Annotated in this window: 16 protein-coding genes; 12 read left to right on the forward strand and 4 right to left on the reverse strand. The window is 70.8% G+C overall.

The annotated features are described in order from the left end of the window. Positions 1 to 3 precede the first annotated feature (3 nt). On the reverse strand, positions 4 to 642 hold the full coding sequence (locus tag ABL844_RS03320) for a cysteine hydrolase family protein (RefSeq protein WP_418130476.1): 639 nt from the start codon (positions 640 to 642) through the stop codon (positions 4 to 6). A gap of 100 nt (positions 643 to 742) precedes the next feature. On the opposite strand from ABL844_RS03320, the gene ABL844_RS03325 reads away from it, so the two are divergent. Beyond that, a complete protein-coding gene (locus tag ABL844_RS03325; protein WP_126025711.1) occupies positions 743 to 1717 on the forward strand; it encodes a GlxA family transcriptional regulator in 975 nt (324 codons plus the stop codon). 13 nt (positions 1718 to 1730) lie between these two features. Here the strand turns inward: ABL844_RS03325 and ABL844_RS03330 are convergent, their stop codons facing one another. The 3 genes from ABL844_RS03330 to ABL844_RS03340 form a co-directional block, all read right to left on the reverse strand. Next, a complete protein-coding gene (locus ABL844_RS03330) occupies positions 1731 to 3734 on the reverse strand; it encodes an ATP-binding protein (RefSeq protein ID WP_418130477.1) in 2004 nt (667 codons plus the stop codon). Beyond that, positions 3731 to 4789 carry an ABC transporter substrate binding protein gene (locus ABL844_RS03335; RefSeq protein ID WP_418118954.1) on the reverse strand — a complete coding sequence of 353 codons (1059 nt, stop codon included), beginning with the start codon at positions 4787 to 4789 and terminating at the stop codon, positions 3731 to 3733. Before ABL844_RS03335 ends, ABL844_RS03330 begins: the two co-directional genes overlap by 4 nt. A gap of 186 nt (positions 4790 to 4975) precedes the next feature. After that, positions 4976 to 6865: a hybrid sensor histidine kinase/response regulator gene (locus ABL844_RS03340; RefSeq protein ID WP_126025713.1), complete on the reverse strand. Its 1890-nt coding sequence runs from the start codon at positions 6863 to 6865 to the stop codon at positions 4976 to 4978. Positions 6866 to 7026: 161 nt separating this feature from the next. On the opposite strand from ABL844_RS03340, the gene phnD (ABL844_RS03345) reads away from it, so the two are divergent. From phnD (ABL844_RS03345) to ABL844_RS03395, 11 genes are all read left to right on the forward strand, one after another. Then, complete coding sequence (gene phnD, locus ABL844_RS03345) at positions 7027 to 8064, forward strand: phosphate/phosphite/phosphonate ABC transporter substrate-binding protein (protein WP_369662489.1); 1038 nt, start codon at positions 7027 to 7029, stop codon at positions 8062 to 8064. Further along, the gene (phnD, locus tag ABL844_RS03350; RefSeq protein WP_418130478.1) at positions 8061 to 9116 is read left to right on the forward strand and encodes a phosphate/phosphite/phosphonate ABC transporter substrate-binding protein; all 1056 of its coding nucleotides are present in this window, start codon (positions 8061 to 8063) and stop codon (positions 9114 to 9116) included. Before phnD (ABL844_RS03345) ends, phnD (ABL844_RS03350) begins: the two co-directional genes overlap by 4 nt. 163 nt (positions 9117 to 9279) lie before the next feature. Further along, a complete protein-coding gene (gene tssK / locus ABL844_RS03355; RefSeq protein ID WP_184639943.1) occupies positions 9280 to 10611 on the forward strand; it encodes a type VI secretion system baseplate subunit TssK in 1332 nt (443 codons plus the stop codon). 31 nt (positions 10612 to 10642) lie between these two features. Continuing rightward, a complete protein-coding gene (locus tag ABL844_RS03360; RefSeq protein WP_418118956.1) occupies positions 10643 to 12007 on the forward strand; it encodes a DotU family type VI secretion system protein in 1365 nt (454 codons plus the stop codon). Next, on the forward strand, positions 12004 to 15606 hold the full coding sequence (gene tssM / locus ABL844_RS03365; protein WP_418130479.1) for a type VI secretion system membrane subunit TssM: 3603 nt from the start codon (positions 12004 to 12006) through the stop codon (positions 15604 to 15606). The genes ABL844_RS03360 and tssM overlap by 4 nt, the downstream gene beginning before the upstream one ends. Beyond that, complete coding sequence (gene tagF / locus ABL844_RS03370; protein WP_418130480.1) at positions 15603 to 16247, forward strand: type VI secretion system-associated protein TagF; 645 nt, start codon at positions 15603 to 15605, stop codon at positions 16245 to 16247. The genes tssM and tagF overlap by 4 nt, the downstream gene beginning before the upstream one ends. Positions 16248 to 16934: 687 nt before the next feature. Further along, a complete protein-coding gene (locus ABL844_RS03375; RefSeq protein WP_418130481.1) occupies positions 16935 to 18866 on the forward strand; it encodes a protein kinase domain-containing protein in 1932 nt (643 codons plus the stop codon). Between the two features lie 54 nt (positions 18867 to 18920). Further along, positions 18921 to 20549, forward strand: a complete 1629-nt coding sequence (locus ABL844_RS03380; RefSeq protein ID WP_418118960.1) for a murein transglycosylase A — start codon at positions 18921 to 18923, stop codon at positions 20547 to 20549. A 166-nt stretch (positions 20550 to 20715) separates the two neighbouring features. Next, positions 20716 to 21465 (forward strand): hypothetical protein, encoded by a 750-nt coding sequence (locus tag ABL844_RS03385; RefSeq protein ID WP_126025720.1) that lies wholly within the window; start codon positions 20716 to 20718, stop codon positions 21463 to 21465. 27 nt (positions 21466 to 21492) lie between these two features. After that, positions 21493 to 22677 carry a hypothetical protein gene (locus tag ABL844_RS03390; RefSeq protein WP_418130482.1) on the forward strand — a complete coding sequence of 395 codons (1185 nt, stop codon included), beginning with the start codon at positions 21493 to 21495 and terminating at the stop codon, positions 22675 to 22677. Beyond that, positions 22674 to 24734 (forward strand): caspase family protein, encoded by a 2061-nt coding sequence (locus ABL844_RS03395; protein ID WP_418130483.1) that lies wholly within the window; start codon positions 22674 to 22676, stop codon positions 24732 to 24734. The genes ABL844_RS03390 and ABL844_RS03395 overlap by 4 nt, the downstream gene beginning before the upstream one ends. Positions 24735 to 24761 lie beyond the last annotated feature (27 nt).

Below are 24761 nucleotides of genomic sequence, written 5' to 3' on the forward strand. Positions count from 1 at the left end.
GCCTCAGGCGACGCCTCGTGCGCGGCGGTTGGACATCACGACGTTGTCCTTCGGGATGACCTGGCCTTCGCGCATCGCCGTGATCCATGCATCGGTGGAAGTCACGGCCGCGAAGTTGCTGTGGAACACTACGCTGAAGACGCGGTGGATCTCCTCGGCCGTCACCTTGCCCGCCGCGTTCTCGTAGGGCAGCGCGCCGCTGGCGTCGGACAGGAACTCCACGGCCAGGCCGCGGTGCATGGCCTCGTACACGGTGGAGGCGTCGCAGTTCTGCGTCATGTAGCCGGCCACGCTCAGCGTGTCGATCTCGTTGCGCGCGAGCCAGTCGGCGAAGTCGGTGCCGGTGAACACGCTCGGAAAGCTTTTGGTGACCAGGTGGTCGTGCGGCCGCTTCGCGATCTCGGGGTGCAGCTGGCCGTTGTGCGTGTCGGCCTGGAACACCGGCGCGCCCTTGGGCGCATGGTGGCGCACCACTACCACCGGCGTGCCGGCGGCGCGCGCGGCGTCCATGGCCTTCGTCACGTTCGGCAGCGTGTCCAGGATGGGCGGGTACTCGATCGGCAGGCCGCCGCCTTCGAAGTATTCGTTCTGCACGTCGATCACGACGAGGGCGCGGCGCGGCCTGGTTGTGTTGCTGCTCATGATGGGCTCCTTCTCTTGTGTGGTTCGGATGACTGGATTCTTCCCGTGGGCCCCATTCCCCGAAAGTGGCCCGAAAGCCATTCATCGATAAGATCGGGCCATGAGCACCGCTGCCACCGAAACCGTCGCGGTCGTCGCCTTCGACGGCATCAGCCCCTTCCACCTGTCCGTGCCCTGCATGGTCTTCGGCGAGGACCGCACCGAGGCTGGCGCGCCGCGCTTCCGCGTGCAGGTGTGCGCGCCCGAGCCCGGCGAGCTGCGCACCAACGCGGGCTTCTCGCTGGTGGTGCCGCACGGGCTGGAGGCGATACGCCGCGCGCGCATCGTGGTGGTGCCCTCATGGCGCGACGACTGCAGCGCGGCGCCGCCCGAGCTCGTTCGCGCGCTGCAGGCCGCGCACCGGCGCGGCGCCACCGTGATGGGCCTGTGCCTGGGCGCCTTCGTGCTGGCCGAGGCCGGCCTGCTCGACGGCCGCCCGGCCACCACGCACTGGAAGCTGGCGCCCGCCTTCGCCAGGCAGTACCCGAAGGTGAAGCTGCAGCCCGAGGTGCTCTACGTGGAAGACGGCAACGTGCTCACCTCCGCCGGCACCGCGGCCGGCATCGACTGCTGCCTGCACCTGCTGCGCGTGCGCTACGGCGCCGAGACCGCCAACCGCGCCGCGCGGCGCATGGTGGTGGCGCCGCACCGGCAGGGCGGGCAGGCGCAGTACATCGAGCAGCCGGTGCCCGCCACCGCCGAGCGCGACCGGCTCGCGCCGCTGCTCGAATGGCTGGGCCGGCACCTCGACAGGCCGCACGAGCTCGACGACCTCGCGCGGCGCGCGCTCATGAGCCGGCGCAACTTCACGCGACGCTTCCGCGAATCCACCGGCACCACCGTCGGCCAGTGGATGCAGAACCAGCGCCTGGCGCTCGCGCAGCGCCTGCTCGAAACCACCGACCATCCGGTGGAGCGCGTGGCCACCGGCGCCGGCTTCGGCTCGGCGGTGTCGCTGCGCAAGCATTTCCTCTCGGCCTTCAAGGTGTCGCCGACGGCGTACCGGCAGCAGTTCTCGCGGGCCGGTATCGACTGACCGGCGCCTGCGCTCAGTGCGCCGGCACCTGTCGCCGCGTGGTGAGCAGCGCGCGCAGCTTGGCCGGCGCGACCGGCTTGGTCAGCAGCATCACGCCGCCGTGGCGCAGCCGCTGCAGCACCTCGGGCCCGGTGGCGCCCGAGACCAGCACCGCCAGCGCCTCGGGCTGCAGCCGCCTGGCGGCGTCGATCACGTCCACGCCGTCGCCGTCGCCCGCGAGCTGCAGGTCGCACAGCACCGCGTCGTAGTGGATGTCGCCGGTGCCCAGCCGCGCGATGGCCTCGGCGCCGGTGCTCACGCACTCCACCTGGCAGCCCCATTGCTCCAGCAGCGCGCGGCTGCCGTCGAGGATGGCGGGGTCGTCGTCCACCACCAGGCAGCGCAGGCCCACCAGCGGCGCGGGCGCCATCGGCGCCGGCTGCGGTGGCGCCACGTCGGCCAGCCGCGCGGCCGGCAGCGTAAAGGCGAATGTGCTGCCCGCCTGCAGCGCCGAGCGCACCGTGATGCGCGTGCCCAGCAGTGCGGCGATGCGCGCGCAGATCGCCAGCCCCAGCCCGAAGCCGCGGCGCCGGTCGCGCTCGGTGTTGGCCACCTGGTAGAACTCCTCGAAGATGCGGCCCTGGTGGATGGGCGCGATGCCCACGCCGTTGTCGCGTACCTCGATGCGCACGCCGCCCGCGCTGCGCCGCGCCGCCACCAGCACCGTGCCGCCCTCGGGCGCGTGGCGCAGCGCGTTGGTGACGAGATTGCCGACGATGCGCCGCAGCATCGCCGCGTCGGTGCGCACCGCCAGGCCCCGGTCGCTCCAGCGCAGCCGCACGCGGGCCTCGACGGCGGCCGCGGCGTGTTGCGCGTCGAGCTGGTCGAAGAGTTCCGCGAGCGGCACCTTCGCGATCGCCGGCGTGAGCACCTGCGCGTCGAGCCGCGAGATTTCGAGCAGGTCGTCGAGCAGCACGCCCATGAACTCGGTGCTTTCCTGCAGCCGCAGCACGGCCGGGCGCTGCGCGGGCGTGGCGCCGGGCAGCAGGCCGTCGATGAAGAGGCCCATGGCATGCAACGGCTGGCGCAGGTCGTGGCTCGCGGCCGCGAGGAAGCGCGCGCGCGAAAGAGCTGCCTGCTCCGCCTCGGCCATGCGCTGCAGCGCGACGGCGGTGGCCTCGCGCACGCGCTCTTCGCTGATCTGGCGGTTGCGCTGCAGGCGCTCGGCCAGGCGGTCGATGTCGTGCGCGAGCACCGCGAGCTCGTGCGTGCCGCGCGTGCCGCCTTCCACCACGTCGCAGCGCACCTCGAAATGACCGGCCTCCAGCGCCGCGACCGTGCGCGACACGCGCCGCAGCGGCCGCGCCACCGTGCGCGCCATGTGGCGTACCGAGGCCCATGCCGCCATCAGCGCCACCAGCGCGATGCCGATGCCGGCGATGAGCGAGCGGCTGCGCTCGCGCGTGTAGGCGGTGGTGTCGCGGAAGGTCTGCACCAGGCCGATGGGCGTGTCGCCCGCCGCGGTGGAGCCGGCCGGCGCGAAGGCGCTGGCGCGCGAGGCCTCGCGCAGCGTGACCGGCGAGGTGAACATGCGCAACTGCGCGAGCGACGCAGTCTTCGGCCCAGCCGTCACGTAGATGCCCGCGCTGTTGCTGATTTCCACACGAGTGACCTGACCGCCGCGCAGCGCGGCATTGGCCACGTTCTGCAGCGCCGGCACGTCGCCCGCGTAGAGGCTCAGGTCGGACATGGCCGCGACCTGCCGCGCCACGGCCTGGCCCTCGGCGTCGAAGGCGGCTTCGAGGGTCTGCAGCCGGTTGTGCGTGAACCAGCCGGTGAGCGCCAGCGCCACCGCCGCGCACGGCACCACGCCAAGGCGAAACAGGTCGCGCTGCAGGTTGCCGCGCACGACCAGCGTGTGGGGCGACTGGAAGGATGCGGGCGGCGGGGATGGCGATGGCGGGGACTGCGATGGCGTGCCCGCGCCCTCCGTCCCCGAGGGCCCAGCCGGGTCGTGGGAGGGCGGAACGCTGCTCATCGCGGGGCCGCGAGCCGGTCGGTCAGTTCCCGTTCCTCCGGCAGGCGCAGGCCGAGTCCGCGTGCCACGGTCGCGTTGACGCGCACGGTGGCGGGCGTCGCAGCTTCCACCAGCGGTGCGTTGTTGCTGTTGCCGCTGCCCGTGCCGGCGCTCGCGACCTTCTGGCCGAGCTGCCGCGCCTGCTGGGCGAGCTGCGAGGGCGTGGAGACCGCCGCCGCCAGGCCGCCCGAGCGCACCAGCCCCTCGCTGGCGCCGAACACCGGCAGGCCGGCGGTCGCGGCGGCGCGCAGCACCGAGAGCGTGGCCGCCTGGTTGTCGCCGATCAGGTCGGGCAGCACCATCAGCGCGTCGCTCTGCGGCACCACCTGGCGCAGGGCCGAGGCGATCGACCGCGCGTCGGGCGCGTATTCCACGCGCAGGTCCCACGCCGGGTTCGCGCCCTGCGCTGCGCGCTGAAGCTCGCGCACCAGCGGCTCCGACTCGGGCGTGGCGACCACGCCAACGCGGTGCTTCTGCGGCAGCACCGCGTTGACCAGCGCGAGCTGGTCGGCCATGGCCGGGTCGCGCAGCAGCACGCCCACGCGGCGGTCGCCGCGCCGCAGCGCCGGGCTGGAGGCCTTCAGGGTTTCGTATTCGAGGCGGCTGAGCATCGCCAGCACCAGCGGCTCCTGGCCCGGGCGCTCGACCGCGGCGCGCGCGGCGGCGGGGCCCACGGCCATGGTGAGCGGCGTGTCGGCGGCGCTGGGGCGCAGGCCGCGCGTGCGCACACCCGCGTTGGCGGCGCGTTCGGTGTCGGGAGCCGCGGCCGCCTCGGGTTGCGCCGCGCCGGGTGCGCCGGGCGAGACGCGCACCAGCTCGAACCTGCCGCCCGGCTCCTGGTCCGCGCGCAGCTGCTGCACGAACTCCGAAGACGCAGCCATGTCGTCGCCCATCAGTACCGTGAGGCTGGCAGCCGCGACACTGCCGCCAGCCGCGGCCCACGCGAGCGCCGCCACCAGCGCGCTGCGGGCGGCGCGCCACAGCCTTCTCGAGGAGGGCGGGAGAACGGAGATCACGGCAACAAACATGGACTGCTTCCGCAGCGAGGAGCGATGATCCAATGTAAGGACGACCCCCTCTTCGCGCGATAAGGCGGAGGGCTTATGTCAGCATCGACGGTGGCCTGCCCGCGTGACGAATTCCACGCGGCGATGGCCGCACGGCCTATGCCCGATGGAGTACCCAGGCGCTTACCGCAGGCCCTATGCCCCCACCGCCTGCGCCGCCGCCGCACGCTGCGCCTGTATCGCCTGGCGCAGCACGCGCGGCGACACCGGCTTGTAGAGCACCGTGATGCCGGCGCTCGCCACCTCGCGCAGGCGGTCGGGCTTGGTCTCGCCGGTCACCAGCAGGCGCGCGGTGCCCGCGCCGATGCCGCGCGGATGGCGCTCCAGCGCGGCGATCACGTCCAGGCCGTTGTCGCCGCCCTGCAGCAGCAGGTCGCTGATGACCACGTCGGGCGGCTGCGCCCAGCCGTCGGCCATGGTCAGCGCCTCGGCGCGGGTCTGCGCGGGCAGCACCTCGGCGCCCCAGTTGGAGAGCACCACCGTCAGGCCCTCGAGGATGGTGCGCTCGTCGTCGATCACCATGATGCGCACGCCGGCCAGGCTTTCCTCCTCCTCGATGGCGGCGACGGCGGGCGACGCCGCGGGCGCCGGCAGCGCGGCCGGCGCCGAGCGCACCAGCACCCGCACGCAGGTGCCCTTGTGCAGCTTCGAACTCAGCTCCACGCGCGTGTTGAGCAGCTCGGCCAGCCGCTGCACCGTGGCCAGGCCCAGCCCCATGCCGCGCGTGCCGCGTGATGCCTGCCGGCTCGCGGGCTCGACCTGGTAGAACTCCTCGAACACCCGCGCCTGGTGGTGCGCGGCGATGCCCACGCCGGTGTCGACCACGTCGATGCGCACGCCCCGGCCGCGCCGCCTGGCGCCGATGAGCACGCCGCCCTCGATGGTGTGGCGCAGCGAGTTCGACACCAGGTTGTTCAGGATGCGCGAGAGCATCACGTAGTCGCAGCGCACCCACACGTCGGTCTTGCGCACCACCAGCCGCAGGCCCTGCTGCTCGGCCACCGGGCGGAAGTTGCGGCTGATCTCCTCGAACAGCCGGTCGAGCGGAAAGTCGATCCACTGCGGCTGCAGCACGCCCGCGTCGAGCTGCGACAGGTTCAGCAGCTCGGAGAAGAGGCGGTCCAGCGAATCCACGCACTCGCGGATGTGGCCGATGCGCTGCAGCTTCACCGGGTCGCTCTCGCCGTTGGCCAGCCCGTCGGAGAAGAGCGTGAGCGCATGCAGCGGCTGGCGCAGGTCGTGGCTGGCGGCTGCCAGCAGCCGGGTCTTGGCCTGGCTGGCCACTTCGAGCAGCTGGTTCTTGCGCGCCAGCTCGGCCGTGGCCTCGTTGATGCGGCTCTGCAGCAGCCGGTGGCTCTCGGCGAGCGCGCGCGCGGCCTCGTTGAAGCCCTGCTGCAGGTGCCGCACCTCGGCCGTGCCCTCGATGGCCACGCTCGCGTCCTCGCCCGCGCCCAGCCGGTCGACCGCCTTGCCCAGCGCGCGGATGGGCTCGCTGATGCGCCGCGCCGCCCACCAGCCCGCCAGGCCCACCCCGAAGAGGCTGATCGCCAGCACCAGCCCCACGTTGAACCACACCGAGCGCCGCGCGCTCTGCACGGCCGCCAGGCTCATCTCGACCATCACCTTGCCGTTGTGGCGGCCGTCGTCGCTCACGATGGGCACCACCACCTGCAGGCCCTCGGCGCGGGCGCGGTCGATGGTCTCGGAGTTGGCGACGATCTCGCCGTCCTCCGTCCAGATCTGCACCTGCTGCACGTTGGGCTGGTAGGTGCCCGACTGGGCGGTGCGCGCCAGCGCGCGGCGGTCCATGCGCGCCAGCGGCGCCTGCGCCACGGTGGCCACCTGCAGTGCCACGGTCTGCGCGTTGGCCCGCATCAGCTCGGTGAGGTTGCCCAGGTGCTGGCGCGTCAGCACGGCGATCGCCGCCAGCGTGGCCAGGGCCGCTGGCACCATCGCCAGCAGGATCAGCTGCTGGGCGAAGGTCAGGCGGGCCAGGCCTCGGATGACGCGGAAATTCCAGTTCATGGGCGCATCGGACGCATGGGGGCCGAGCTTATTGGGGCCGTCCGGAGCGGGAAAGCTAGGTAAAACATCACAAAAAATGCTTGTAATTGATATTTAATGACGTCCGCGCTGCCATGTTAGACCCGCCGATGCGCGCCGGCCCTATGTCTTTCGCTCCAGAAATGCTGGCTTCCATGCGCCGATTCGCCGAGTTTCCAGCCGCCTGGCTCCGCGCGGCCGCCTTGGCGCTGCTGGCGGTGCTGCCCCTGGCGGCGCCGGCGCAGGGCCATCCGCTGGACGGCCCGGTGCGCTTCGGCATCCTGCCGCTGGGGGGCGCCTTCGAGTCGCGCAGCGACTGGGACCCCCTGCTGGCCGAGCTCAGCCGCGCCATCAACCGGCCGGTGAGCGTGCTGTCGGTCAATTCATATGAAGCGCTGGAGCAGGCCATCCAGCGCGACGAGGTCGACATGGCCTTCCTCTCGGGAAAGATGGCGCTCGACGCCGTCACCCAGCGCCGCATGAAGGTGGTGGCGCAGGTGGTGCGCCACGACGGCCTGCCCGGCTACCGGGCACTGCTGCTGTCGCGCAAGGCGCCGCCCTTCAATTCGCTGAAGAACCTGCTCGACCAGCCCGATCGCTGGCGGCTCGCGCGCGGCGAGAAGCAGTCGGTGTCGGGCTTCATCGTGCCGCAGCTGCAGCTCTTCCTGCCGAACCACATCGCGATGGAGACGCGCTTTCGCAGCGAGATCGTGGGCACCCACCAGGCCAACGCGCTGGCCGTGGCCAACAACGAGGCCGACGTGGCCACCAACAACACGGCCGACTTCGAGCGCTTCAAGACGCGCTTTCCGGCCGAGACCGAGCGGCTGCAGGTGCTGTGGGAGTCCGAGCTGATCCCGCACGCGCAGATCGTGGTGCGGCGCGAATACACGCCCGAGCTGCGCAAGCGCGTGCAGGCCTTCCTGGTCGCCTACGGCCGTGCCAAGGGCCCGCGCGGGGACGCCGAGCGCGTGGTGCTGAAGTCGCTGCACGACCTGGCCGGCTTCGTGGCCGCCGACAACAGCTCGCTGCAGCCGGCCGCCAGGCTGGCCTACCAGCTGGCGAAGCAGAACGCCATGACCGCGCAATGGGTGAACGACGCCGCGCGCGAAGCCCGCCTGCAGCGCATCGAGAGCAGCTACGCCGACCAGGTCAGCGTGCTCAAGGACGTGTCGCCATGAGCGTGGGAGCCAGGTTCAGGCGAGCGGCCGCCATGCTGCTGGCCTTCTTCATAGTCCTGCCTGCCGTGGCCCAGCAGGCGCCCGCGGCCGCCGTTTCGCCTGCCGAGAAGGGCGCCTCTTCGCCGGCCATCCGGATGATCCGCTTCGGCGTGCTGCCGCTGGGCGGCACCGTCGAGTCGCGTGCGCTGTGGACTCCGCTCATGAACGACATGGGCCGTTCGCTCGGCATGCCGGTCAGCATGTATTCGGTGCCGACTTATGAAGAACTCGACCGCGCCATCGGCCGCGACGAGATCGACATGGCTTTTCTCTCCGGCAAGATGGCGCTCGACGCCGTGATGCAGCGGCGCATGAAGGTGGTGGCGCAGATCGCGCGGCACCCGGGGCTGCCCGAACACCGCGCGGTACTGCTGGTGCGCAAGGCCGGTCCGCTCAACACGCTCGAGGGCCTGCTCGCGCAGCCCGAGAAGTGGCGGCTCGCGCGCGGCGACAGCCGCTCCGTCACCGGCTTCATCGTGCCGCAGAGCCAGCTCTTCCTGCCGAACCACATCGAGATGGAGACGCGCTTTCGCAGCGAGTTCGTCGGTACCCACCAGGCCACCGCGCTGGCCGTGGCGAATGGCGATGCCGACGTGGCCACCAACAACACCACCGACTTCGAGCGCTTCCGCCAGCAGTTCCCCATCGAGGCCGAGCGGCTGCAGGTGGTGTGGGAGTCGCAGCCGCCACCCGGCGCGCAGATGGTGGTGCGGCGCGACTTCCCGCCAGAGTTCCAGGCGCGGCTGCAGAACTTCCTGACCGGCTACGGCAAGGCCAAGGGTGCGCGCGGCGACGCCGAGCGCGAAGTGCTCAAGAGCCTGCGCGCGGCCTACGGCTATGTCGCGGCCGACGACAGCGCGCTGCTGCCGCAGGCGCTACTGGAGCGCCAGCTCGGCAGGCAGCACGCCATGGCGGCGTCGTGGGTCAACGAGGCCGCGCGCGAGCAGCGGCTGCAGCGCATCGAGAAGACCTACGCCGAGCAGGTCGAGACGCTGCGTTCCGCCGCGCGCTGAGCGGACAGGCCCCGCGCGCCGGGCGAATCTCTACTCCCTTCGCCGTAGCTCCAGAACCCCCGCCTAGGCCATTAGCTAGGCCTTAAGGCGGATTTGCCACCAGCCCCCCGAGCCGGAAACTTCGTGTTTCTTTCAGGCAACCCTTGCCGTTGACGGAGTGCGGATGAGTTGGCGAACAAAAGTGGTCTGGAGCGAGGGGATGCTGTTGCAGCCTCAGCACCTGCAGCAGAGCGAGCGTCATGCCGATCACGCGCGGCACGTGCTGCTGCGTTCCACGACGCCCTACGCATGGGGCTTCGCCGAACTGGAGATCGACCCCGCCGCGCTCACGCTGGGCAAGCTGGCGCTGGTGCGCGCGGTCGGCGTGTTCGGCGACGGCACCGTCTTCGACATGCCGGCGGTCGACCCGCTGCCCGAGCCCATCGACATTCCCGCCGCCATGCGCGACGAGGCCGTGGTGCTCGCGCTGCCGCTGCGCCGCGCGGGGGCGCGCGAGGCCGACGCGGAAGAATATGAAGAGCTGGTACGCCACCGCGTGCTCGAGTCGGAAGTGCCCGACTCCAACACCGCCGGCGAGCGCACCGCGATGCTGCAGCTGGGCCAGCTCCACACGCGCCTGATGCGTGCGAGCGAGGCCACCGACGCCTGGACCACCATCGGCGTGGCCCGCGTGGTGGAGCGCCGCGTCGACAACCAGGTGCAGCTCGACCGCGCCATGCTGCCGCCGCTGCTCGACGTGGCCGGCCATGCCGTCATCCGCGCCTGGCTCGACGAGCTGCTGGGCCTGCTGCGCCAGCGCGGCGAGGCGCTGGCCGGCCGGCTCACGCAGGGCGGCACCGGCGGCGTGGCCGAGATCGCCGACTTCATGCTGCTGCAGGCCGTCAATCGCAACGAGGCCATCTTCGCGCACCTCGCGAAGAGCGCGATGCTGCACCCGCAGCACTTCTTCGAGCATGCGCTGGGGCTGGCGGGCGACCTCGCGAGCTTTCGCGACTCGCGCCGCGTGTCGCGCTTCGGCCCCTACATCCACGACGACCTCGCCATGAGCTTCCGCCCGCTCATGGACGATCTGCGCCGCAGCCTGTCGATGGTGTTCGAGCAGTCGGCCATCCGCATCGACCTGCACGACCGCAAGCACGGCGTGCGCGTGGCGGTGGTCACGGACGTGGAGCTGCAGCGCAAGGCCACCTTCGTGCTCGCGGTGAGCGCCAGCATGCCCAGCGAGGCGCTGCGCGCGCGCTTTCCCACGCAGGTCAAGATCGGCCCGGTCGAGCGCATCCGCGATCTCGTGAATCTCGCGCTGCCGGGCGTCACGCTCACGCCGATGCCGGTGGCGCCGAGGCAGATTCCCTTCCACACGGGCGCCAGCTACTTCGAACTGGAGACGCGCAACAGCGACCTGTGGCGGCAGCTCGAGCAGTCGGGCGGCATCGCGATGCACATCGCGGGGGACTTCCCCGGCCTCGATCTCCAGTTCTGGGCGATACGAGCATGACCCCCAGTGGCACCGTCAGCGTGGAGCCATCATGAGCACACCTCCCGATCCTTTTGCTGCCTTCGAGTCGGAGCGCACGGTCATCAAGCCCAAGCCGCGCACGCCGGCCGGCACACCTGCCGCGCCCGCTGCGGCGTCTTTCTTCGGCGGGGCCGATCCGACGCCGGTCGCCGATGTCGGCGAACTCGGCTTGCTCAACCCGCTGGTGTCGGCCGCCGGCAAGCTGCTGGTGCTGATCGGAAAGCTGCGCAACCTCGCGCAGCCGCCCAACGTGCCGGCGCTGCGCGCATCGACCGCCGATGCGGTGAACCAGTTCGATGCCAGCGCGAGGCGCGCGGGCGTGGGCAATGAATCCGTGCTCGCCGCGCGCTACGTGCTGTGCACCGCGCTCGACGAGGCCGTGGCCAACACGCCCTGGGGCGTGCAGGCCGGATGGAACAAGCAGAGCCTGCTGGTGCAGTTCCACAACGAGACATGGGGCGGCGAAAAGGTCTTCCAGCTTCTCGCCAAGCTCGCGCAGGACGTGCCCACGCACCGCCAGCTGCTGGAGCTGATCTACAGCGTGCTCGCGCTCGGCTTCGAGGGCCGCTACCGCGTGATCGACAACGGCCGCGCGCAGCTCGACTCTGTGCGCCAGCGCCTGGCCGACCTGATCGCGAAGGACCGTCCGCCCGTGGAAGCCGAGCTCTCGCCGCACTGGCGCGGGCAGGGCGCGGGCACGGTGCGGCTGCGCGAGTCGCTGCCGCTGTGGGTGTTCGCGGCCGGCTTCGCGCTGCTGCTGGCGCTCGCGTGGTTCGGGCTGCGGCTCACGCTCAACTACCGCTCCGACACCACGTACGCCGCGGTGTCCAGCCTGCGCGCGCCCAACATCCAGATCGCGCCGCCCGCGCTGCCTGCGAAGACGCCGCGCCTCGCGCGCTTCCTGGAGCCCGAGGTGAAGCAGGGTCTCGTCACCGTGACCGACGAGGCCGACCGCAGCGTGGTGCGCCTGCGCGGCGACTCCTTCTTCGGCTCCGGCAGCGCCGAGCCGATGCCGCAGTCGCTGCCAGTGCTGCGCCGCATCGGCCAGGCGCTGGCCGAGGTGAAGGGCGAGGTGCTGATCACCGGCCATTCCGACAACCAGCCGATCCGCTCGCTGCGCTATCCCTCGAACTGGCACCTGTCGGCCGCGCGCGCCGACGCGGTGAAGGGCGCGCTCTCCACGCTGGTCGACCCCGCGCGCATGCGCGCCGACGGCAAGGCCGACGCCGAGCCGGTGGCGCCCAACGACACGCCGGCCAACCGCGCGCGCAACCGCCGCGTGGAAGTGGTGCTGCTGACCGGGCCCGAAGGCGTCGTCGCCACCGCTCCCGCAGCCGCGCCGGCCGCTGCTCCAGCCACGGGAGCGACGAAATGATCAAGAAAATCTTCGGCTTCCTCTTCAGCCCGCTGCTGCTCACGCTGCTGGCGCTGATCGTCGTCGCGCTGCTGATCTGGTGGATCGGCCCGCTGGTGAAGATCGGCTCGCTCGCGCCGCTCGAAAGCGAGACCACGCGTGCCATCGTCATCGGCGTCATCGTGCTCGTCGTGGTGCTGCGCGCGCTGTACCGCCGCTGGCGCGCCCGCCGTGCGAGCCAGCACCTGACCGACGGCTTGATGAAGGCGCCCGCCGCCAAGGCCGATGCGCCGGTCAACGGCGAGCAGAAGATCCTCGACACCCGCTTCAGCGAAGCCGTCGCCACTCTCAAGCAGATGCGCATGCACGCCGCCGGCAAGAAGCCGGGCTGGCGCGACTGGCTTTCCATCTCGGGCGGCAGCTATCTCTACGACCTGCCCTGGTACGTGTTCATCGGCGCGCCGGGCGCGGGCAAGACCACCGCGCTGGTCAACTCTGGCCTGAGCTTCCCGCTGGCCGAGAAGTTCGGCCCCGGTGCGATCCGCGGCGTGGGTGGCACGCGCAACTGCGACTGGTGGTTCACCGACGAGGCGGTGCTCATCGACACCGCCGGGCGCTACACCACGCAGGACAGCCACCAGTCGGAAGACAAGAGCGCGTGGGAAGGCTTCCTGGGGCTGCTGAAGAAGGTGCGCCCGCGCAGGCCGCTCAACGGCGTGTTCCTCACCGTCAGCGTGGCCGACCTGCTGAGCCAGGGCCCCGAGGCGCGTACCCAGCTCGCGGCATCGATCCGCGCGCGCCTGCTGGAGCTCGACGGCAAGCTCACCACGCGGCTGCCGGTGTACGTGCTCGTCACCAAGAGCGACCTGCTCTACGGCTTCACCGACTACTTCGACGACCTCGGCAAGGAACAGCGCGCGCAGGTCTTCGGCTTCACGCTGCCAGCCGACGAGAACCTGCAGGTGGAGGAGAAGGGGCTTTCCGCTGCCTTCAACCGCGAGTTCGCGCTGCTGCACAACCGCGTGAACGACGGCCTCATCGCGCGCATGCAGCGCGAGACCGACGGCAACCGCCGCGCGGCGATCTTCGGCTTTCCGGCGCAGTTCGGCTCCATCGGGCCGCTGCTGTCGGACCTGCTGGAGCAGGTGTTCACCGGCTCGCGCTTCGCGCAGCCGCCGTGGGTGCGCGGCGTGTACTTCACCAGCGGCACGCAGGAGGGCAGCCCCATCGACCGCGTGATGGGCAGCCTGGCGCGCAGCTTCGGCATCGAGCGCGCCATGCTCGCGCCGCAGAAGTCCAGCGGGCGCAGTTACTTCTTAACCTCGCTGCTGCGCGAAGTGGTGTTCCCCGAGCAGCGCCTGGCCGGCGCCGACGTGAAGCTGGAGCGCCGCCGCCACACGCTGCGCGTGATCGGCGTGACGGCCATGACGCTCGTCACCGTCGGCCTGCTCGCGGCCTGGGGCTACAGCACGCTGCAGAACATGAACTACCTGAAGTCGGTCGAGGCCCGCGTGGAGCCCGCCCGGCAGAACCTCGCGGCGCTGCCCGCGCGCGTGCAGAACCTGGTGGAAGTGGCGCCCGTGCTGCAGAGCCTGCGCGACATCTGGAAGACGCCCGACAACCGCCAGGGCGACGAGCCGCTGTCGATGACGCTGGGCCTCTACCAGGGCGACAAGCTCGACGCGGCCGCCATGCTCACGCACCAGCGCGCGTTGAACGACGCCTTCCTGCCGCAGATCGCCAAGCGCATCGAGGACCAGCTGCGCACCGCGCAGAAGGACAACCTCGAATTCACGTATGAAGCGCTCAAGAGCTACCTGATGCTCTACCAGCCCGAGCACTTCGACGCCGAGGCGCTGAAGGCCTGGATCACCCTCGACTGGTCGCGCAACCTCGACCGCGGCATTCCGGAAGACCAGCGCAAGCAGCTCGAAGACCAGCTCGACGTGCTCATCGCCCAGGGCCCGCCACGCTCGCCGCTGAAGATGGACGAGAACCTGGTGCGCAGCGTGCGCGCCGTGCTCGCGAGCTATCCGCTGGAGCAGCGCGTGTTCAGCCGCCTCAAGCGCCAGCGCGCCAGCAAGGACATCCCGGCCTTCAGCGTGGCCACGGCTACGGGCCCCTCGGGCCCGCTGGTGTTCGAGCGCATCAGCGGCAAGCCGCTGTCCGAGGGCGTGCCGGGCATGTTCACCTACGACGGCTACCACAAGCGCTTCCAGAACGAGGTGGTGGTGCTCACCGGCCTGCTCGCCAACGAAGATCCGTGGGTGCTCGGACAGGACCGCAACGCCGCCGACCGCCTGCGCGACGCCGCCGCGCTCGGCGCGCTGACCGACCGCGTGCGCCGCCTCTACCTGGAGGAATACGTCAAGCAGTGGGAAGCGCTGCTCGCCGACGTGCGCCTGATCCGAGTGAATGGCCTCGAGAAGAACATCGAGACCGCGCGCATCCTCTCGGGCGTCGATTCGCCGCTCGCCAACTTCCTGCGCGCCGTCGTCAAGCAGACCACGCTCATCCCCGCCGCCGACGCCAACAAGGACGTCGTCAGCAAGGCCACCGAGACCGTGCGCAACACCCGCAAGGGCCTGGAAGACCTGTTCGGCGGCGATCCCGGCCGGCAGGTGGCTCCGGGCAAGCGCATCGAGAGCATCGTGGACGACCGCTTCGAGGCGCTGCGCCGCCTCGTCACCGCGGGCGGCCCCAACCAGCCCGCGCCCATCGACGACGCGCTGAAGCTCTTCAACGAGGTGTACGTGTACCTCAACGCCGTCGACACGGCCGTGAAGGGCCGCACCTCGCCGCCGCCCGGCGACGTGGCCGGCAAGCTCAAGTCCGACGCCGGCCGCCTGCCGGAGCCCGTGCGCTCCATGGTCGAGAACCTGAGCCAGGCCGGCGCCGCGCAGGCCCAGGTGGCCGAACGCGGCAACCTGAGCCAGGACCTGCGCCCCGTCACCGAGTTCTGCGCGCGCGCCATCGCCGGCCGCTACCCCTTCGTGCAGAGCAGCAAGCGCGATGTGCTGCCCGAGGACTTCGGCCAGATGTTCGGCCCCGGCGGCCTGATGGACGACTTCTTCCAGAAGCGCCTGGCCGCCATCGTCGACACCAGCACGCGGCCGTGGCGCTACAAGCCCGTGGCCGAGCGCGGCGCCATCACCACCCAGGCGATTGCCCAGTTCGAGCGCGCCGCGCGCATCAAGGAAATCTTCTTCCGCGGCGGCGGCAGGGGCCCGTCGATGCGGCTGGACTTCAAGCCGGTGGAAATGGACGCGGGCATCACCCAGTTCATCCTCGACGTCGACGGCCAGCTCGTGAAATACGCGCACGGCCCCGTCGTGCCCATGGCCGTGCAGTGGCCCGGCCCCAAGGGCAGCAACCAGGTGCGCATCCAGGTCAGCCCGCCATCGACCACCGGCAGTTCCGGCGCAGCCGTGGACGGGCCGTGGGCCCTGTTCCGCGCGCTCGACGACGGGCAGCTCGAAGCGGGCGACGCGCCGGAGAAGTTCTTCATCACCTTCCAGATCGGGGCGCGCAAGACGCGCTTCGAGGTGACGACCAACAGCGTGCAGCATCCCATTCGCTTGCGCGAGCTGCGCGAGTTCTCATGTCCGGAGGGGCTGTGAGCATCGAGCCTTCCCCGCTTCTTGCCGCCACCGCCGTGCTGCCCGGGTGGTTCGGGAAATTGCCGGGCATGGGGGACTTCGCGCATCGGCGGCTGCCTGAGCCGTTCCGTGCGGTGTGGGACCAGTGGCTGCAGCGGGGCATGTCGCGGCTGCGGGACCGGGCGGATTGGACCGAGCGGTATCTGGAGGCGCCTATCTGGTGCTTTGCGCTGGGACGGCAGGTGGCTGGCGACCGAGCCTGGATCGGGGTGCTGATGCCTTCCGTGGATGGGGTGGGGCGGTACTTTCCGTTTGCCATCGCGGTGGAGCTGGAGGCGGATTCGCCCGGGACTCTGCGAGGCGAAGCGCTGGCTGCTGCGTTGCGGTGGTGGGCTCATGCGACGCAGGCTGCGTTGGAGGGGCTGGATGGGGATCTGGATGCGGTGCGGTTCGATGCTGTGCTGCAGAGGCTTTTTGTCGAAGAGGCTTCTTTGTCCGATGAGCGGGTTATTGCTGTCGAGTCGCTTGATCTGCCGCTGGCGGGGGCTTCGCTTTGGTTGAGTGATCCTTCTACAGAGGCGGGGATTCGGATGTTGAGTACCGGGTTGCCTCGGGATGAGCAGTTTGATGCGCTGTTTCTTGGGTTTGCGGAGGAGGGGTGAGATGAATGCCTCTTGCCGTGTTGCTTCCCGAGGCCGGGTCTCGCCCCGGCGGGCGACCTACTTTCTTTTGCTTCGCCAAAAGAAAGTAGGCAAAGAAAAGGCGACCCTACTGTCTGCGTCCCTCCGCTTCGCTGCGGGCAACCTGCGGTGCTCGACTCCGGAGGGGGTCCGCAGAACTCGCTTCGCTCAAACAGCTGCGGCCCTTATCCCTCCTACGTCTGCGCTCCTCGGCACAGCCAGAAGGGAGCGATCCGCGCCATCGCTTCGCTCGGCTCTTGAACAGCCTACTCTGGCCTTCGCTTCGCTCGGCGGCGTATCCAGTTCTGGTGGCTTCGACAACCACGCGCCTTCATTCCAAGCCCAGCAGGCGCAAAGCGCCTGCTGGGCACCCGCGGCCGAGCGCAGCGATGGCCCGCGTGTCCCCAATCCCCTCTGGCTGCGCCGAGGAGCGCAGCGTTTCGCGGATCAGGGCTCGCCCTTGTCTGAGCGAAGCGAGTTTGGGCGAGACCCCGCGAAACGCGAGCACCGCAGGTTGCCCCGTAGCGCAGCGAAGGGGTCGCAGACAGTGGGGTCGCCTTTTCTTTGCTTACTTTCTTTTGGCGAAGCAAAAGAAAGTGAGTCGGCCGCCGGGCCGAGACCCGGCCCCGGGAAACAAACCCCAAGCACAACCCAAAAAGGAGCCAGTCAATGACCGACTCCAACGAAGACGACCGCACCCGCGTAGTCCCCAAGCCAACTCCGCCGTCGCAGCCCACGACGACAGGCGACACCTCCGCCACGGTAATCACGGCAGGTGCCCCCACGAGCATGTCCGGCACAAACCCCGTAACAAGCCCCGCCACCGGCGCAACGGAAGCCGGCCTCCTCCCCGTAGGCAGCCGCCTCGCAGAATTCGAGATTACAAGAGTCATAGGCCAGGGAGGCTTCGGAGTCGTCTACGAAGCCTGGGACCACACGCTGGAGCGCGTGGTGGCGATCAAGGAGTACCTGCCGACATCGCTCTCGGCGAGGCAGCAGGACGGCACGGTCATCCCGCTGTCGGAGAAGCACCGCGAAACCTTCGACCTCGGCATGCGCAGCTTCATCAACGAAGCCCGCCTGCTCGCCCAGTTCGACCACCCGTCGCTCCTCAAGGTCTACCGCTTCTGGCAGGAAAAAGGCACCACCTACATGGTCATGCCCTTCTACCGGGGCGAGACGCTGCGTGAGGCCCTGGTGTCGATCCCCGCCGGCGTGGACGAGTCCTGGCTGATCCGCATCATGGACGGCGTGACCCAGGCGCTGGCGGTGATGCACAACGCCAACTGCTATCACCGCGACATCGCCCCCGACAACATCATCCTGCTCGAAGGTTCGGGCCGCCCGGTGGTGCTGGACTTCGGCGCCGCGCGCCGCGTGATCACCGACAAGACGCAGGCGATCACGGTCATCCTGAAGCCCGGCTACGCGCCGATCGAGCAGTACGCCGAGATGCCCGACATGTCGCAGGGCGCGTGGACCGACGTGTACGCGCTCGCGGCGGTGATGCACGTGGCGGTGTGCGGCCGCGCGCCGCCGCCTTCGGTGGCGCGGCTGCTGTCCGACAGCTATGTGCCGCTCGCGGGCAACGAGATCCTGCGCAAGCGCTACAGCCCGCGGCTGCTGGAGGCGATCGACGCGGGGCTGGGCGTGCGGCCCGAGCAGCGGCCGCAGTCGATGGCGGAACTGCGCTCGGCGCTCGACCTGGAGGTGGGGCACAGCATCGCGCCGGTGCCGCGCACGCAGCCGCCTTCGTCGTCCGGCGCGCGCACGTCGATGGGCACGAATGCGGACGCCGCCACGGTCATCGCAGACAAGGCAGGCGGCGGTGCGAAGGCGCCTGCGCCCGCACCCGCTCCGACGGGCAACAAGGGGGGAGGAAGTGGCGGCAGCAACAGGACCGCCGTCGCCCTCGCTTCCATCGCCGTGCTCGCGGCAGCAGCCGGTGGTGGCTGGTGGTGGTTCCAGGGGCGCGGCGGTGCAGACGACAAGCAGGTCGTCAGCACCACGCCGGCTCCGCCGCCCGACACCAAGGTCGCCGAGGCCCCACCGCCCCCGCCTCCACCACCACCGCCTCCCCCTCCGGCGCCGCGCACGCCGGCCGAGTCGCTGCAGTCGCTCGCCACCGGCGCAACACCCGGCTTCGACGTGACGGCCACGCCGAAGAAAGCCGAGGTCGCCATCGGCAAGGACCGGCTCGCCTTCGAGGTCCGCAGCAAGCGGGAGGGGTTCGTCTACGTGTTCCTGCTGTCCAGCGGTGGCGAGATGTTCCTGCTCTTCCCGAACCTGCTGGACAAGTACAACAAGATCACCGCGGGCGGCACGCTCTCGCTGCCGCGCGCCTCGTGGCCGATGGACGCGGGCGGGCCGGCCGGCACCGACCAGTTCGCGGTGCTGGTGAGCGAGCACGAGCGCGACTTCAGCGCCGCCGGCGTGCAGAACGACGGCGTGTTCCCGGTGTTCCCGCTGCCCGTGCTGGCCGCGCTGGAGGCCACGCGCGGCACCGGTCCGTCGCCTCTCCTGGGCAAGCCGGTGTGCGCGCCCAACACCCCGTGCAACGACGTCTACGGCGTCGGCAATTTCAAAATCGTCGAGAAGTAATCGTCTGCAGAGCGTCGGCCTACGGGCCGTGACTCTCAGGACAAGGAGGCTTTCATGATGACCGCATCGCAACCGCAGCAGAAGCAGCAACTCCAGGCACGCAGAAGGCCGGAGACCGGCTGGAGCGCTCTCGCAACCGGCGCCGCCATCGCCGTGCTGGCAGGCTGCACCACGCCGCCGCCGGCCGCCACGGACACCGGCGCAGCCACGGCCGACACCAGCGCGAGCAGCACCGCCGCCTCGCGCCCGGCGCCCACCGGCGCCAGCGTGGCCGGCCAGGCCCGCACTTTCTCGACGCAGCTGGCCACCTACACATCGGTGAGCTTCGACTCGGTGCCGGGCTGGTCGCGCGACGATTTCTCGGAGAGCTGGCCTGCCTTTCTCGGCAGCTGCAAGGTGCTCAACGGCCGCGGCGCCGAATGGAAATCGGTGTGCGACCGCGCGCTGAAGGTCGACAGCAAGAACAACAACGCGATCCGGGGCTTCTTCGAGGGCGAGTTCTCGGCCTACCAGATCCGCGACGACGACCGCCGCCCCGACGGCGTGGTCACCGGCTACTTCGAACCCGAGATCGCGGGCGCGCGCCAGTACGGCGCGCCCTTCATCTATCCGGTGTACGGCCAGCCAGAAGACATGCTCTTTGCCGACGCGCGCAAGCTGCCGCCGGGCAACGGCACGGTGGCGGCCCGCGTGGAAGGCCGCAACGTGGTGGTGCAGACGGGCCTGAGCACGCGCGACATGGGCGCGCCGGGCCTCTATGCGCTGGACCTTTCGGGCATCTCGCGCGACACGCTGGACCGCAAGGTGCGCCTGCGCGTCGAGGGCAAGCAGCTGCTGCCGTACTACACGCGCGAAGAGATCGAGACCAAGGGTGCGCCCAACGCCAAGGTGCTTGCGTTCGTGAGCAGCGCCACCGCGCTGTACGAGATGCAGATCCAGGGCTCGGGCCGCATCCGCATGGCCAACGGCGACATCGTGCGCGTGGCCTACGCCGAGCAGAACGGCCAGCCCTTCCGTCCGACGCTGGCGCAGGCCGCCAACGGCAAGCCGCGCAGTCCGGTGAAGGTGCGCGGCTCGTCCATCGAACTGCAGCTGGACGACGGCGACGACGACGACAGCGACACCGGGGCCGTGGCCAACGGCACCATCCGCACGCGTGGCTTCACGCTGGCACGACCGGTGGCCAGCGGCCCGGTGGTGGTGCCGGGTCGGCGGCCGACGGGTGGCGCGGTGACGGGCTCGGGCATCAAGGACCCGAGCTACGTGTTCTTCAAGGAGTCGCCATCGCCGGTGGGCGGACCGGTGGGCGCCTTCGGCGTGCCGCTGTCGGCGGGGCGCTCCATTGCGGTCGATCCGCGCAGCACGCCGCTGGGCTACCCGGTGTTCGTTTCCACGCGCACGCCCGGCAGCGGCGCGCCGATGCAGCGCCTGACCATCGCGCAGGACACCGGCGGCGCCATCCGTGGCGCGGTGCGGGCCGACTACTTCTTCGGCAACGGCCAGCAGGCCGCGACCAACGCGCGCCGCATGAAGGAGCGCGGCCAGCTCTGGATCTTGCTGCCGCGCGGCCTCGCCGTGGCGCAGGCGGCCACGTCCTCGGCCATCCGCACGCGCGGCGGGCCGGTGGGCGCGAACCTGCCGCAGTGCCTGGTGCCTTCGGAGGGCACCTGCGTCGACGACTGAAGGATCGAGAGATGCGAGACCCCGGGCCCATGGCCATCCCGCCGGCCCGCGAAGCGGGGCCCGTTCGGGAAACACCGCGGAACCGGCTTTGCCGGGCCGCAGGTGTTGCCCCCTGCAAGGGGGTGGGCGAAGCGACACGAAGTGCGCGCAGCCTGGGGGTGAGCCAATGATCGAAACGCTGTCGTCCGCGGAAAGCAGTGAACTCGTTCGCCTTTGGCGGCGGCGCCAGACGCTGTCCCCGGGCGAGATGGGCGCCATGTACCGCATCGTCGGCGACGCGCTGGTGGCCTGCAATCCGCCCGAGCTGCAGGTGCTGGGCGAGGGCCGGCAGGAGCTGGTGGCGCAGTTCATCTACGTGAAGGTGCTGCGGCTCGACGCCGACCCCGACGAGGCCGACGAACGCGCGGGCCACAGCGCACCGTCCACCGCCTTCGCGCTGTGCGCGTATTTCCGCCGCTATCTCATCGACTGCACGCGCGCCAGTTCCTTCCGCCGCAAGCTCTCCATCGGCGACCAGATCACCGAGGCCCAACTGGAAGACGAGATCGGCGCCGACGAGGACCTCGAAGGCTGCCTGGCCGAGCACGGCCTGAGCATGCAGGCGGTGCAGCAGGCCGCGCGCGAGTTCATCGCGGGGCTGCCCGAGCCCGAGCGCCTGCTGCTGTGCGAGGGCTTCGGCAAGGAGGCCGAAGGCGGGCTCTCGGGCATCGCCTCGCGCCACGCCATCGCTTCCTATCACTACCGCGCGGGCCGGCTGGGCCTGGTGCACAAGCGCGAAGGGCTCACGGCGGACTACGCCAGGACCCGGCTCGGCGGCTGGCTCCAGCAGACGCTGGGCATCGCCATCGAGCCCGACAACATGGCGGCGATCCTGCAGGTTTTCAAAATCCTCGGTGCTGAAGCGTCTTACGCCTGAAGACATAGCCATTCAGGAACAGACGCCATGACCCACGACCTCTGGCCCCCGCTCAGCGTGATACGCCACGCGCTGGAAACGACCGGCGCGGCCGCGATGCCGGACACCGGGCCCGAAGGCGAGCCCGGCACGGCCACCGTGGCCATGCCCGGATCACCGCCAGGAACGCCGGCCACGCCCGTCGTTGCCGCGTCCGACCTGTTGATGCCTCTCACCGAATTGGCCCGGCGCCGCGAGGCTGTCGCCCAGCGAGCCTTCCCGGCCCGCTGGGCGCCGGGCCGCCTCGTCAGCGTGGTCTACAGCGGGCGGCTGCTTGGCGTGCTGCTCGACCGCTGCATCCACGACGACCTCTGGCAGGGGTGGATGGCCGTCGGCGAGGCCGACTGGGCCGGTGCATTCGACGTGCTGCTCGAACCCGAGGACGAGCCCTTCGAGCCGATGTTCGGTGTCGTCCAGACGTGGAACGTGCTCACGCTCGAACCCAGCCCGCAGCTCTGCGCGCGCGTGCTGGGCGAAGTCTCCGCCACGCGGCTCGCGGCCATCCGCGCGGTGCACGACGAGTGGGCCGCGCGCACCGCGTTGGCCATCGCGCCGCAGCCCGGGCGCATCGCGCTGCGCGGCGTGGGCGGCGGCGTCTTCTCGGTGCTGTCGGGCACGCCGCTCGGGCCGGAAGACCCGCGCACCGACTACCAGGATCTGTACCGCGACGTGGGCCTGGAACTTGGCGCCGCGCTGACGCGGCCGCAGAGCGACGAGGCCGCCCCTTCTTCTTCTTCTTCTCTTTCTTCATCTCCATCGCGCGCGCGGCCGCAGCCCGGCCCCGAGGGCGGCTGGTGGGGCAGCATCCGCCGCTGGTTCGGCGCCGAAGGCTGGGCGCGCCCGGCCTTTGCCGTGCTGGCGCTGGTCGTGGTGGTCCAGAACGTCGGGCTCATCGGCGGCCGTGGCGCGCCGGAGGACGACGAAGTGCGCTTCCGCGCCGTGCCCACCGCACCGGCGCCCACGCGCGCAGACCTCGTCGTGCGCTGGAAGCCCGGCGTGCGCATGGAGGAGGCCGACAGGCTGCTGCAGTCGATCTCGGCCGACGTGGTGGGCGGGCCGGGCGGCGATGGCGCATGGCGCCTGCGCGTGCCGGAGCCCGTCGAGGCGCTGGCAGTGCTCGCGGCCTCGCCGCTGGTGGAATCGGCCGGGCCGGCCAGCGAGCGGCGGCCATGACCGCGCATGCCGCCCGCCTGTATCCGCACCTGCGGCCCAAGGGCAGGGGCCTCACGCAGCTGCGCTTTCTTCAGGTGCTGCTGGTGCTGTGGCTGCTGGCCTGCTGCAGCCTCGCCCTCGCCACGCAGCGCGCGCTGCTTGTTGGCGTATCCGAACTCGTCAACCAGCCGCAGGCGCTGTGGCTGCAGGCGCCGCGCAACGACGTGATGCTGATGCGCGATGCGCTGCTCAGGCAGGGCTTTGCCGCGCCCGACATCGCCGTGCTCGCCGACGGCGTGAGCGGCGCGGCGCTGCCCGAGTCGCAGGCCATCCACGAGGCGCTGGCGAAGCTGCTCGCGCAGTCGAGGAGCGGCGACTTCGTGCTGCTGTATTTCTCGGGCCACGGCACGCGGCTGCGCGACATCGCCAAGCGCTACCAGGAGCCCGACGGGCTCTCGGAGAACTTCCTCGCGCGCGACGTGCGCGGCATGCTGGGCAGCGACAACGCGCTCGCGGGCGACCTGCGCGACGTGGATTTCGATGCGTGGATCCAGTCCTTCCTCGCGAAGAACGTGTTCGTGGCCTCGGTGTTCGACACCTGCTCCGCCAACTCCATGACGCGCGGCACGGCGGACGCACCCGCCACCGCCGAGGGCCCGCCCGACGACGAGGTGCGCTGGCGCGGACTGCGCGCCGCGCAGCTCACGGGCGGCGCGCCGCCCGCCCGGCAGCCGGCGCCACCCGCGCCGGCCGAGGCCGTTCCGCGTGCCCGCTACGTCGCCTTCTTCGCATCGGAAAGCCACCAGATCACGCCCGAGCTGCGGCTGCCGCGCAAGGCGCGAAACGCGAGGCCGCAGGGCCTGCTGACATGGGCGATGGTCGAAGCCCTTTCGCGAAAACCCGCCACCTGGCGGGAATTGTTCGATGGCGTGCTCGCGCTGTACCCGCCCGTCATCGACGAACTTGCCCAGCGTTTTCCGACACGCGAGCTGCCGTCCCCGGTGGCCGAAGGCAACCTCGATGCGCCGCTGTTCGCCAACAGCGGCGCTCCCGCATCCACGCGCCCCGTGTGGCGCGCGCAGCGCAGTGGCGACAGCCTGGCCATCAAGGCGGGCCTGCTCGACGGACTCGCGCAGCAGCAGGAGCTGCGCGTGCTCGCCACGCTGGACGACGGCACCGTGCGCGGCGCGCCGGCCGCCGTGTCGCAGATCAAGCTCGGCAACGCATGGCTGGCCGTGCCGGCAGCGCTGAAGGACGTGCCGGGCAGCGCCTTCTGGAGCGTCACGCCGATGGCCGAGCCGGCCGCCACCGCCTTGCGCGTGCGCGCCGACAAGCCGCTGCCAATTGGCCTGAGCCTCGACTACCCGGCCGCGATCCGCGCGGCGGACGACACGGCCACGGCCGACGTGCGCTGGACCGACCTCGGCGCCTCGGGCCAGCGCCTCGAACTGCTCGCGCCGCTCTTCGGCGCGAACGTCTCCACCGTGGTGCTGCCCGACACCGCCGCGCTGCGCCGCCGCCTGCAGGCATTGGCGCAGCTGAAGTGGCTCTCTCAACTGCAGGGCTACGGCAAGGACGGCCAGCTCGACGGCTTCGACGCCGCGCTGGAGGTGTGGAGCGGCGAGCGCATGCTGCGCAGCGTGCCCGTTTCCCAGGCCGCCAGCGGGCTGCCCGCGACGCGCGCCGGCGAGCGGCTGCGCCTGAACGTGCGCAACACCAGCGGCCGTTCGCTCGACCTCGTCATCGCGGGCATCGATGCTCGAGGCAACCTGCAGCCGGTCTATCCCGACGAGTCCGGCGAAACCAACCGCTTCAAGCGGGGCACGCCCGAGCAGCCCTCGGTGAAGCGCTTCGACCTGCCCTGGCTCGATGCGGCGGGCGACGCGCGCCTGCTGGTCATGGCCGTGCCCGCCACGCCCTACAGCGCGCCGCGCCTCTTCGGCGTGGGCTATGCGCAGGCCGACGTGTCGGAAGTGCGCGTGCGCGGCGGACAGCCGCCGGCCGAGAGCGCCGAGCGCCAGGTGTTCACGGCTCTGCTGCGCAGGAGCGCCACGGCGGACGCGGGGGCCAGGCCATGACGGTTCCAGTTTCCCTTTTTCTTTTTT

It is taken from the genome of Variovorax sp. 278MFTsu5.1 (genome assembly GCF_048305045.1).
Lineage (GTDB): Bacteria > Pseudomonadota > Gammaproteobacteria > Burkholderiales > Burkholderiaceae_C > Variovorax > Variovorax guangxiensis.